We start from the raw sequence: 14,708 nt of genomic DNA on the forward strand, positions 1-14,708 counted from the left end.
ATTGGCGGTTTAGCGACTTCAAGATACTGAATTTCAGTATCTTGACCAATATTTATTCAATTTATTTTACTTTAAATAATTGCACCCAACGGGTTTTAACAAGTAATTTTTCATTGGAAGCTTGGGTTTTGCAGAATGCAACTGTTACAAATGGGACTATTATTTCTAAAGGAGATGCTAAAGCATCGAATCTAAGAGGGTATCATCTGTTTTTAAATAGTGGCTACCCAAATTTATCTTGGTATAATAATTCAGGGAGAGAAATTTTAAATATTGCATCCCCTTACGCAATAACAAATGGTGCAAATGCTAAATGGCACCATATTGCCGCAACCTATGACGGAGCAAATGCAAAATTATATATAGATGGCGTTATAGTGGCTAACAAATCTACAGCTACTCCGCCAACAACCGGAACAGAAAAATTCCTAATGGGCACTATGTATACTAGCGTCTCAGGACCATCTGATACTGCAAATAATTTTGATGGCTATATTGATGAAGTTCGTATTTGGGACGTGGCTTTAACGGCGCAACAAATTCACGAAATGATGAACCAGGAAATACAAATAAACGCTGTTACAGGAAAAGTTATAGGAAAAACAATACCAATAGATATTACAGGAGGATTAACTTGGATAAATTTGAAGGCCTACTACCCTATGAATGACAATACAGTTAATGATAAATCTAACAATGGGACAAAAAATGGTTTATCTAAAAATATGACTACAGTTCAATCTCAAACTGCACCTTTGCCTTACAAATCGGCATTAGATGGAGCTTGGGACAATCCCGGAACTTGGTTAAACGGCACGGTTCAAAACCTGCCAATTAGTACTGGAATTGATAATTCTACCAAAATAGAATGGAGTATTATACAAATAGCCCATACTATTACTTCTGGAGCTAAAGATATTACTGTTTTGGGGTTAATTTCAACAGCAGGTAAATTGACTATAGACGGCACTACCAATATAAGTACTGGCACAGGAATCGGACAAAGCCTGAGAGTTACCAATTATTTGAAATTAGACGGCGTAATTGATTTGGCTGGTGAATCACAACTGTTACAAGATACAGGAAGTATTTTGGACCAAGTCAGTGCCGGCTATATAGAAAGAGACCAGTATGGACAGGCTAATAAATACAATTACAACTATTGGGGGTCTCCAGTGGGAGCCATTAACACTACTACAAATAACAATAATTTTACTGTGGCAGGAGTTTTAAGAGATGGTACAAATCCTGCATCACCTGCTACTATTACCTGGATTGCGGGCTATGATGGTACAACAACCCCTTTTAGCTTGGCCCGCTACTGGATTTATAAATTTGACAACAAAGCAAATGCGTATGCCAATTGGACTCAAATTGGCGAAACAGGTTCATTGGAAGCCGGTAAAGGATTTACCCTTAAAGGAGCCGGAACTTCAGGAACTGAAAACCTTACCTTTACTGGTAAACCCAACAATGGAACCATTACAAACGCAATAGGAGCTAATCAATTACTACTTGTAGGGAATCCGTATCCGTCGGCTTTAGATGCAGATTTATTTATAACTGATAATATTGGCTCCATTAATACATCCGTTACAGATCCAGCGATAGATGGTGCTTTGTATTTCTGGGAACAATTTGCAACCAATACTACTCACATTTTAGGAAGTTATCAAGGAGGCTACGGTATAAGAAATTTGTCTGGTGGGTTAGCTCCAAGCGCAACGGGTGTTGATTTCATAAGCGGAACTGGTGCTACCAGTAAATTGGCACCTAAACAATATATACCTGTTGGCCAGGGTTTCTTTGTAATTGGAAAAACCGTTACTGGAGGAAATGTTACTTTCAAAAATAGCCAGAGGGCATTTGTTAAAGAAGATAATGCTGCTTCTCAAACTATGTACAAAAGTCCACCCAAACCAAAAGGTTTAAACCAGTTGACGAACAATAGCGATGATCCAATAAAAAAAGATACACATAAAAGAATTCGTCTGGGTTACACTATTTACAACCAAAGTTTTCACAGGCAGGTTTTGCTTGCTTTTATGGATGAAAAAGCAAATAGCGAAATGAATAATGGTTATGATGCTTTTAATATTGATGATTTCCCAAGCGACATGTATTTATTGAATGGAGAAAACGAATTGGCTATTGAAGGTGAAGGTTTTTTTGACACAAGTGCTTCCTACCCTATTGGCGTAAAAACAGATGTCGAAGGTAAAGTATCCTTTATGATTGATGCATTGGAAAATTTTGATAGTGAACAAGCCATATTTATTTATGATAATGTCACAGATACTTATCATAACCTTAAAAACGGGGTATTTAAAATTGTCCTGCCAATTGGTGTTTATGACACCCGTTTTTCTTTAAGATTTAAAGATAAAACATTAAAAATTGAGAAGAATTCAATCAATGACATTCAGATTTCTTTTAATCAAAAAGGAAATATACTGGCAATCAACAACAAATTATTAGATGTAACAGTTGAAAAAGTAACGCTATTCAATATTCTTGGCCAATCTATCTCTAGTTTGAATATAGAAAATCAAGAACAACAAAATATTCAAGTCCCTATTAAAAATATAAGTTCAGGTATATATATTGCCAAACTTAAAACATCGAAAGGTGAATTAAGTAAAAAAATTATTGTTCACTAAATAACTAAAAAAACTTCAAGTTAAAAACTGCCTATATAAACAGTTTTTTTATCAAAATTAACCTTCAAAGATGAACCTCTTCTTGCTCTAAATATTGAGCAGAGAGGTTTTTATTTTTATAAATAATTTCAACAAAAATTTTATTTGCATAATACTACAAAAATATTGTGTTTTTACTTACAAATAGTATTATTTTATGTATTTTATCGACTTATTAAGTACTTTATAGTTTAAATATTTTTTTATTTAAATTAATTAATTTATGTTTGACATCTAATTTAGATGTAATTCTACATATAAGAATAATGAAATATCAATCTATTTAGACAATATTTAGTAATCAAAGTATTATAGAATAATATATAACCAAAAATATTATTCATCCTTTTAGTCCTAAAATCATGATAAAAACTACTCTATCTTACAAGAAAAGATACCTTAGCTTAATAATATTACTCATTAGCTTTTTAGGATATTCACAATCTCCTTCTACATTTACATCATCAGGTACATGGGTTTGTCCTAAAGACGTTACTTCTATTCAAGTAGAAGCTTGGGGTGCTGGTGGTGGTGGTGGTGGCTCAAGTAATACCAGCGGATACAGAGGAGCTGGTGGTGGTGGTGGTGCATATAAAAAAACAACATCTATAACAGTAACACCTGGAACTTCATACACAATAACGGTTGGAACTGGAGGTATTGCTGGAACAATTAGTGCTAATGGAGGTGCGGGTGGAAATTCAACAATTGTAAATTCGTCAACATCGGCGACAATATTTACTGTAAATGGTGGTAGTGGTGGTGAAACACAAACAACTGCAACCGCCCCTACTGCTGGAGCTGCAGGAACAGGAGGCACTTATAATGGTGGAAATGGTTATGCCGGTGCATCAGGCACTGGTGGTGGTGGTGGTGGTGGTGCCGGAACTTCTTCCAATGGAAATACTGCAACTAGTGCTACTGGGGCAACTGCTGGAACTGGTGGAACTGGAACTGGTGGAACTGGCGGTGGTTGTGGAAGTGGCGGTGGTGGCGAGGGATGTCCAGGAACTACTTATGGTGGTGGTGGTGGTGGTGGAAATAAAAGTAAAATTGGAGGTGCTGGTGCTGGTGGATATATGGTAATAACATTTACTTGTCCATCAGAAACTGCAAACGCTGGGTCAGATCAAACTATATGTCTATCTACTGCTACTTTAGCGGGAAATACACCAGTTTCAGCTGGTTTAATTGGAACTTGGACAGTACAATCTGGTACTGCAACAATAACATCTCCAAATTCTCCAACATCTGGATTAACTGGCTTATTATCAGGCACATCTACATTACGCTGGACAATAAACAACGGTCTATGCGGCAGTACATATGATGATGTAATTATAACGACAACTATTCTCCCAATAGCCACAACTCCTTCGCCGTCAAATGCTGCAACAGGGGTTTGCTATGGCGGAACTGTTCCTGTAACAAGTGTATCTTGGGCATCAGTATCTGGAGCAACTTCTTATGATGTTTATTTTGGTGCAGGAAGTTTACCCGGAACTGTAACAGCAAATGTTGCGACTAACTCTTATTCTACTGGAACTTTATTAGCAAGCACGACTTACTATTGGAAAGTAGTTGCGAAAAATGCTTGTGGCAGCGCTGTTGGCTCTTCAACTTGGACATTTACTACAACTGCATCTCCTTGTATTGTCTATTGTACTCCAACTGCTTCTAGTGGAGTGGATGGAACTGGTATTACTAATGTTTCTTATAGTTCTGTAAATAATCCTTCAAGTAATACCATAGTTTACAATGATTATACTGCACAAATTGGCAATGTTTATCAAGGAACAGCAATGCCAATAAGTATTACAACAAGTACTGGTCAAAAAAATTATAATATTAAAATTTGGGCAGATTGGAATAACGACGGCGACTTTGTAGATTCTGGTGAAGAAATGTTTTCAAGTACTGTCTATTCTACCACAATAAATGGCACCATTAATGTTCCTTCTTCTGCAAGCGTTGGAAATCATAGAATGAGAGTGGGTATAACCCAAGGACAAGGACAAGGAGTTAATAATGAAACCGCAACTCCATGTTTCACTGGAACAAAAGGAGCATTTGAAGATTATATATTAAATGTTACATCATCAGTATGTACTACAGCAATACCTGCTATTAGTACTAATCCAGCTAGTGTTTCTGTTTCAAATGGAGCAACAACAAGTTTCACGTCTGTATTTAGCAACACACCTAATAGTTATTTATGGGAAGTAAGTTCTGATGGTGGTACTAACTATATTCCAATTACAAATGGTGGTGTTTATTCCGGAGCAACAACAGCAACACTAACAATTACAGGTGTTTCAGGTAATATGAATAATTTTAAATATAGAGTTTCAGCCAGTAATGCTTGTGGTACATCAAGTGTTTCGACTGTTGCTGTTTTAACTGTCACAATATCTTATTGTAAGCCAACAACACCAGCAAGTACATATTGGATAGCAAATGTTGCTTCTCAAGGAAATTTAAATGATACCTCTTATATTGGAGTTCCTGCCTATTCAACTGGAGTTCCTGCAAATTCTACTCTAGGATATGCCGATTATTCAGCAACTACTATTGCAACCCAAACACCCGGCGGTGGTATGAACTTTTCTATTCTTTTAAGTTCATCAGTCCTTCCCGGAACTAATAAAGCAGACAGACAACGTTTCAGTTGTTTTGTTGACTGGAATGGTGACGGTGATTTCGTAGATGTAGGAGAAACTGTTTATACAACAGGTGTCTATGGAGTTTTAGAAACTACCTTTGGATTCGTAGTTCCTCTTTCACAAAGTCTTGGAAATTATAGAATGAGAATTAGATCAAGAAATACAAGCACTCCTACAATAGATCCTTGTACAGTTAGCTCAACATATTATCCTACTGGAGAAGTTGAAGATTATACTATTTCAGTAGTCCAAGATTGTGCTGCTAAAATACAAAGTGTTACAAATGGTTCCGCATGTGGAACAAATACTGTTACTTTGGGTGCTGTGGGACTTGGTGGAACTACTCAATACAGATGGTATTCTTCAGCAACAGGTGGAACATTACTCGCAATAACATCAACTGGTTCTTGGACCACACCTTCTTTAACTACTACAACAGTATATTATGTTACTTCTTTCAACGGAAGTTGCGAATCATTAGTGAGAACTCGTGTTGTGGCAACAATTGTACCTACTACTTCAATTAACTTTACACCAACTAATCCAACCACTTGTGGAGAAGATAATGTTATCACAATTAATGCTGCTGGAGATACAACAGTTCTTGATTTATTTGTTGAGGACTTTGAAGGAGCTACTACTGGCTTAACTGCTACAATGACTGCCACTAATCCTGGTGGTGATTCATCTTGGGGTGTAAAAACAAATACTTATACTCCATCAACAATAATTTGGAAACCAGCAATAAATTCAGGAATCGTGGGAAGCAACTTTGCATTAACAACCTCTGATTATGCAAGTGCAATCATAACCTCCCAATATAGCACAACAACATCGGTAAATACAACTGACTTTATAAATCTTACTTTAACTTTTAATAATTATTTTTCCTATTATTCTGGAGGAGGTGTTAATAGTGGAAAAGTACAAGTTTCAACTAATGGTGGTACAAGCTGGACAACTGTAAAAACCTACAGTTCAGATTTAGGTGTAGCATCAAAATTCACTGATGAATCTATAGATTTATCAGCATATATCAACCAACCTAATTTAAAATTACGTTTTGAATACTACGGTGATTGGGCTGATGGATGGGCTATAGATGATATTCGCTTTTTTGGAACAAAACAATTAAACACAACGTTTTCTTGGAGTAGTGCAACACCAGTTGCGGCATATACAAATCTTGCTTGCACCGTACCTTATGTTGCCCAAAAAGTGACAACAATTTATTTAAAACCAGATTTATCACAATTAGAAACTGTAACCTTTCCAATTACAGTTAATGCAACTTTAGGCAATGGTTGTCCTGTTTCACAAATTATTACGGTAACTAATAATACAAAAGTGTGGCGTGGCGATGTTCCTGGAACAAGTGATACAACATCAGAATGGAACGATCCCAACAACTGGAGGCCTTATGGGGTGCCTACAGCGTCAAATTGTGTAGTAGCTCCTGAAAATACAGTAATTTCTGGTACAAATTATCTTGCTTACGCCAAAAACGTTGTAGTGAAGTCTACGGGTTCTTTTGAAATACAAGCTGGAAATAACCTTACGGTTACAGATTTTATTAAAGTAGAAACGGGTGGTGTATTTAATTTAAAAAATAACGCCAGCATTGTGCAACTTACCGATGTTGCCAATACCGGAAATGTAAACATACAAAGAATCACCCAACCAATGAACTATTATGATTATACGTATTGGAATTCACCAGTAGCAGCTGGGTCAAATTTTACTTTTGCCAGTTTATCTCCTGGCACATCAAGTGATATTTGGAGTTATAGTGCAACCATTGGTGGCGGAAGCGGAAATTGGTTAAATCTTGCTCCTTCAACTGTATTGATTCCTACTAAAGGATATATAGTAAAAGCGCCAGATACGTTTTCTAGCAATCCATCTACAAAAGTAGCGTTCACTGCAACATTTGTTGGAACACCAAACAATGGTCCAATATTAGCTCCTGTATCTAAAGGATCTAATGCTAATTTAGGAGTAGGATCAGTTGCTGATGAAGATGACGAATGGAATCTTATAGGTAATCCATATCCATCTGGATTGGATGCAAAAAAATTCTTGGATTTACCTGCCAATGCAAATGTTGTTGACGGAACAATTTATATATGGACACACAACACTCAGCCAAGTGCTGCGGCTCCAGACCCATTTTATGGAGATTATGTATTAAACTATACTTCCGAAGACTATGCTGCTTTTAATAAAACTGGTGCAACTGGAACCGCTTCATCAGCAACAACTGGAGGGAACGCCCCAACAGGGTTTATTGCTTCAGGGCAAGCATTCTTTGTTAGAGCTGCAAGTGGCATGTCAAATGGAGCAACAGCAAATGCAACTTTTAACAACAGCATGCGAGTTACAAATAACGCTATCCCAACTACAGGAACAAACAGTGATTTCTTTAAATCTCGTAAAAACCCTAAAGCTACAACAGCAGAAGAAAAACACAGGATTTGGTTAAATTTAACTAACAATTCTGGAGCTTTTAGTCAGACATTAATTGGTTATATAACGGATGCAACACAAGGTTTGGACAGAAGTTATGACGGAGAATCTTTTGGAGGAAACGATGTAACCTTCTACTCTATTATTCCTGAAGCAAACTTAACGATTCAAGGTCGCGCATTACCATTTGATCCAAATGACAGTGTCCCTTTAGGATTTAATGCCGCAAAAAAAGGAAACTATTCTATTCGTATTGATCATTTAGATGGAGTTTTTGATTATCAAAACATCTATTTAGAAGATAAAGACCTTAATATTATTTATGATTTAAAGCAAAAACCTTATGTTTTCAATACTACAGTAGGTACTTTCGACAATCGCTTTGTTCTTAGATACAGCCACAACAATAATAAAACACTAAGCGTTGATGAAAACAGCATTAACAATAATGATATAAAAATCAGTTATATTAAGAACAATAGCATACTTATGATTAATAATAATTCATTAGATGTATCAGTTCAAAAGGTGACTTTATTTAATGTTCTAGGTCAATCTATCTCTACTTGGAAGATTGAAAATCAGGATCAGAAAAACATACAACTACCAATTAAAAATTTAAGTTCGGGAATTTACATTGCAAAAGTCAAAACATTTAATGGTGACTTAAGTAAAAAAATTATCATTCCATAAACTAAAATTAAAATAAATAATAACTAGAAAGCTATCTGAAATGATAGCTTTTTTTTTAAATAATTTCAAACGGGTATAGCGTCATATATTCCTTCTACCTCACACTCCTTAAAAACATAAAAGACTGTATATCAATAGCTTTTTTTTTAATTACAACAATTATTTTTGTGATTTATATATAAAACAGTATTGCAAAATGGTTTTAATGATAAAATATATAAGATTTTACTGCAAAATATAAATAATATTATGCATTTTAACTGTTTTTTATGCCTTTTATCGATTATTTAGAAATAATACTTATATTTATGACGGGGAAAAATTAAATAAAGCCGATAAACATCATTTTGTATAGAAATTCTCGTTTTTTTAAGTAAAAATAAGAAGGGAAAAAATGGGATTAATATCAAAAAATAAAAAAATTAAATGTTAAAAAAAGTAGTTTATCGATTAAATAAATCAGTTAATCGAAAATAAATTCCAATTTAATAAAATGTTTATATAAATGCTTAATTTTAATTTAAGTATGCATGAACCGATAAATCAAATTATTCTTAAACTGTGAATTATTTGATTTTAAAATGTGAATACTATGAAAAAAAAATACATATTATTTATTTTATTATTTATTAGCTATGCTTTTGGGTATGGGCAGGACTTTGGCCAATTCGCTTCTGGGATAAGAATTAATAATGTCATATATAATACTACCGGCGATATTGGATTGGTTCCTTTAGATGGTGCTAATTTGGGTACTTTTGGTCAAAATTCAACTTGTGCAACCATTACTTCAGGAGAAATAAAAACCTGGAAAAATGCTTCTACAAATGTTTGTACTGCTACCGTAAATTGGCGTGTTTATCCCACAGGTTCTCCAACGGGAAGTTTTAATACAATTCCATTATTAAATGTATATAATTGTGGAAGTGTTAGTGCAGGTGTTTTTGATGATGGAATAGGAGCTTGTTCAAATGGTGATCAAAAATGGAAAGATTATACTTTAAATGTAAATTTTATAACTGGACTATCCCCAGGTAATTATACAATAGAGGTTTATTATGATTATACTGGTTCCAATGCAAGTACCTCTACTTGTGAAACCAAAAAGTTTATAAGCAATTTAGGTGCAAATTATAAAGCGACATTTACTATTTCTAACCCAATAACGAGCCCAACCGTTACTGTTGCCACGTTGTGTGAAGGTAACAACTTGGCCCTTACTGCAAATCCTAGTGGTGGCGTTGCTCCTTATACTTTTAGCTGGACTGGTCCAAACGGCTACTCTTCTACTAGCGAAAACCCTGTAATTAATAACGTTTCAATATCAAATTCAGGGATTTACTCTGTAATTACAACTGATGCCTGCGGTGTTGCTTCGGCTTCAAAAAGCACAGGTTCAGTCGTTATAAATATTCAACCTGATGCAGGAACTGATGGATCAACTACAGTTTGTGATTCTAGCGGATCATCGATTGATTTATTTAATTTAATAACTGGAGAACAATCTGGCGGAACTTGGACTAGAACAACAGGAATTGGAGGAACTTTTAATGCTGGTGCTGGAACATATACTCCTGCAAGCGGAACGACTTCAAGCACTTTTACTTATACTCTTACTGGAATTGCTCCTTGCGTTGATGATTCTAGTGTTGCTACTGTAAATATCAACCCTCAACCTGATGCAGGAACTGATGGATCAACTACAGTTTGTGATTCTAGCGGATCATCGATTGATTTATTTAGTTTAATAACTGGAGAACAATCTGGCGGAACTTGGGCTAGAGTTTCTGGAACCGGTGGGGCTTTCAATGCTAGCACAGGAACTTACACTCCTGCAAGTGGAGCGACTACCAGTACTTTTACTTATACTCTTACTGGAATTTCACCTTGTATTAACGATTTGAGTTTGGCAACAGTAAATATCAACCCTCAACCCGATGCTGGAACTGATGGTTCAACAACAGTTTGTGATTCTAATGGATCATCGATTGATTTATTTAGTTTAATAACTGGAGAACAATCTGGCGGTACTTGGACTAGAACTACTGGTGCTGGCGGAACTTTCAATGTTGTTGCTGGAACTTATACTCCTGCAAGCGGAGCGACTACCAGTACTTTTACTTATACCATTACTGGAATTACTCCTTGTGTCAACGATTCCAGCATTGCCACTGTAAATATCAACCCTCAACCTGATGCCGGAACTGATGGTTCAACAACAGTTTGTGATTCTAGCGGATCCTCGATTGATTTATTTAGTTTAATAACTGGAAAACAATCTGGCGGTACTTGGATGAGAACTTCTGGAACGGGTGGGGCTTTTAATCTTGGCGCAGGAACTTACACTCCTGCAAGCGGAGCGACTTCAAGCACTTTTACTTATACTCTAACTGGAATTTCGCCTTGTGTCAACGATTCAAGTGTTGCCACTGTAAATATCAATCCGAGTACAATTCCCTCATTATCAATCCTTGCAAGTCCTGTTAGTCCATTATGCGCAGGAACTTCCGTAACTTTTACTGCAACACCTGTAAATGGGGGTAGCACTCCATCGTACCAATGGTATTTAGCTGGAAGTCCTGTTGGAACAAATAGTTCAACCTTTACAACGAGTTCACTTGTTAATGGAAATCAGGTAAAAGTTGTAATGACTTCCAATGCAATCTGCCCAGTTCCTGCAACTGTTACGAGCAATATTTTAACGATGACAGTGAATCCTTTGTTGACTCCTACTATTACTATTGAAGCTACTCAAACAACATTTTGTGCCGGAACATCTGTGACATTTAGCGAAGATGTTTTGACCAATGGAGGTCTTTCTCCAATCTATCAATGGCGTTTAAATGGCAGTGCAGTTGGAACAAATACCAATTCATTTACTTCCTCTACACTTTCAAATAATGATGTCATCACATTAGATGTGACCTCATCTGCCACTTGTGCATCACCAGTAATGGTAACAAGCAACAGTATTCAAGTAACAGTAAATCCAAATTTACCTTCAAGCGTGACTATTGTCTCAAGCGATGCCGACAATATTATATGTGCAGGAACAAGCGTAACATTTACAGCCACGCCAACAAATGGTGGAACTACTCCAGTTTACCAATGGTATATAGGTGCAACTCCCGTTGGTTCAAATAGTACAACTTATACAACATCAGGACTTACAACTGGACAATCTGTATCGGTAGTTATGACTTCAAATGCGGTATGTGCTACTGGAAGTCCAGCTACAAGCAACACAATTGTAACCACGGTCAATCCAAATTTACCCGCAAGCGTAACTATTGCCTCAAGTGATGCCGATAATAATATTTGCGCAGGAACAAGCGTAACTTTTACAACAACGCCAACAAATGGTGGAACTACTCCAGTTTATCAATGGTATGTAGGTGCAACTCCCGTTGGTTCAAATAGTACAACTTACACCACATCAAGTCTTACAACTGGGCAATCTGTATCGGTAGTTATGACTTCAAATGCAGTATGTGCTACTGGAAGTCCTGCTACCAGCAACGCAATTGTAACCACGGTGAATCCAAATTTACCCGCAAGCGTGACTATTGTCTCAAGCGATGCCGACAATATTATATGCACAGGAACAAGCGTAACATTTACAGCCACTCCAACAAATGGTGGAACTACTCCAGTTTACCAATGGTATGTAGGTGTAACTCCTGTTGGTTCAAACAGAACAACTTATACAACATCAGGTCTTACAACTGGACAATCAGTAACAGTAGTTATGACTTCAAATGCAGTATGTGCTACTGGAAGTCCAGCTACCAGCAACGCAATTGTAACCACGGTGAATCCAAATTTACCCGTAAGCGTGACTATGGTCTCAAGCGATGCCGACAATAGTATTTGTGCAGGAACAAGCGTAACATTTACAGCAACGCCTACAAATGGTGGAACTATTCCAGTTTACCAATGGTATGTTGGCGCAACTCTTGTTGGTTCAAACAGTACAACTTATACAACATCAGGTCTTACAACTGGACAATCTGTATCGGTAGTTATGACTTCAAATGCAGTATGTGCTACTGGAAGTCCGGCTACTAGCAACGCAATTGTAACCACGGTGAATCCAAATTTACCCACAAGCGTGACGATTGTCTCAAGCGATGCCGACAATATTATATGTGCAGGAACAAGCGTAACATTTACAGCCACCCCAACAAATGGAGGAACTACTCCAGTTTACCAATGGTATATAGGTGCAACTCCCGTAGGTTCAAATAGCACAACTTACACCACATCAGGGCTTACAACTGGACAATCAGTAACAGTAGTTATGACCTCGAATGCAGTATGTGCAACTGGAAGTCCAGCTACCAGCAACGCAATTGTAACCACAGTAAATCCAAATTTACCAGTAAGCATAAGTATTGCTGCATCAGCAACAACTATCTGTGCCGGAACATCAGTAACTTTTACAGCTACTCCAACAAATGGAGGAGCAGCCCCAGCTTATCAATGGAAGGTGAATGGTGTAAATGCAGGAACGAACAGCAACACATTTACCACATCAACTTTAACCAATGGACAGGCGGTTACCGCTGTTTTAACCTCCAATGCTACACCTTGTGCAACAGGAAATCCAGCGACAAGCAACAGTATTACAATGGTGGTAAATTCATTAGTTACGCCTTCGGTAAGTATTGCTGCAAGCGCTACTACAATTTGTTCAGGAACAAGTGTGACTTTTACAGCATCACCAACAAATGGAGGAACAACACCTTCGTATCAATGGAAAAATGGCGTTACTAATGTGGGAACAAATAGTCCAAGTTATACGACTTCAACTTTAAATAATGGTGATGCTATAACAGTTGTAATGACTTCTAACGCAATATGTCCTTCCTCTGCAACGGCAACAAGCAATGCTGTTACAATGACGGTATACGGATCTGGAGCAGCAAATATTGGAGCCAATACTATTTCAGGCCCAAACTCAATATGCCCACCCGCTGCTGGTCTAGTATATTCGGTAACAGCTGTAGCAAGGGCAGATAGTTATGTTTGGACATTACCCGCAGGCTTTACAGTTACTTCTGGTGCAGGAACAAATACAATTACCGTTTCCGTTTCCTCTGGGGCAGCTATTTCGAATGGACAATTAATAAAAGTTTATGCAACAAACCCTTGCGGCTCAGGGAATGACAGATCATATAGTGTAAATGTAAATAGTTTTGCAGGAATTGATGCTGGGCCAGATGCAAATGTATGTCTAGGAGGAACAATTACTTTAGCAGGAGTTTGGTCAGGTAATACTTCCAGTTCTATATGGTCTGCTCCAAGTGGAACATTTTCAAACACAGCATTAGTAAACTCAACGTATACTCCTTCCATAAGTACTGGATCCGTTACTTTAACATTGACAACTAATGATCCAGCTGGAACCTGTCCCTCAACTAGTGATCAGGTAGTAATTTCAATAAATCAACCGTCCGTTGCACCAACAAGTGTAAGCACATCTGCTTCGCCTATTTGCAATGGCTCAAGCATAACATTGACCCAAACTGGCGGTAGCCTTGGAACTGGAGCCATCTGGAAATGGTATTCTGATGCAGGTTTCTCTACATTAGTTGGAACAAGTGTTCTGGCAAATGCAAGCTTAACTTTAAGCCCAGCTGCAAATACAACTTATTACCTGCGTGCCGAAAGCTCAACAGGCTCGCCTTGTACTGCCAATGTCGCTGCGGCTGGAAATATAACTGTAAACGTAAACCAGCCCTCTGTTGCGCCAACTTCTTTGAGCAGTTCTCCAAATACAATATGTAATGGAAGCAGCTCTACTTTAACCCAAACTGGCGGAACTCTTGGAACTGGAGCTAGTTGGAAATGGTACTCAGATTCAAGTTTTTCTACCCTTGTTGGAACAAATGCTACTGCAAATGCAAGTTTATCCGTTAATCCAGTAGCAACTACAACTTATTATTTACGTGCCGAAAGTTCAACCGGTGCGCCGTGTACTGCCAATATTGCAGCAGCTGGAAGCGTAACGGTAACCGTGAATCAACCATCGATTGCGCCTACAAGTCTAAGCACATCAACATCAACTATTTGTAATGGCTCAAGTATAACATTGACTCAAACTGGCGGTAGCCTTGGAACAGGTGCAAGTTGGAAATGGTATTCTGATGCAACTTTCACTACTACTGTTGGAACAAATGCTCTT

General features: G+C 37.3%; 3 protein-coding genes. All 3 read left to right on the forward strand.

The genetic code is table 11. The annotated features are described in order from the left end of the window. The coding region (locus tag ACH2BV_RS09160) for a LamG-like jellyroll fold domain-containing protein (RefSeq protein ID WP_395050424.1) at window positions 1-2,660 on the forward strand (2,660 nt) is incomplete at its 5' end. A 401-nt stretch (window positions 2,661-3,061) separates the two neighbouring features. Next, the gene (locus ACH2BV_RS09165; protein ID WP_395050425.1) at window positions 3,062-8,521 is read left to right on the forward strand and encodes a GEVED domain-containing protein; all 5,460 of its coding nucleotides are present in this window, start codon (window positions 3,062-3,064) and stop codon (window positions 8,519-8,521) included. 592 nt (window positions 8,522-9,113) lie between these two features. After that, on the forward strand, window positions 9,114-14,708 hold a 5,595-nt coding region (locus ACH2BV_RS09170), incomplete at its 3' end, for a beta strand repeat-containing protein (RefSeq protein ID WP_395050426.1).

Origin of the sequence: Flavobacterium sp., assembly GCF_043780635.1 — a bacterium.
In the GTDB taxonomy this organism is placed as follows: domain Bacteria; phylum Bacteroidota; class Bacteroidia; order Flavobacteriales; family Flavobacteriaceae; genus Flavobacterium.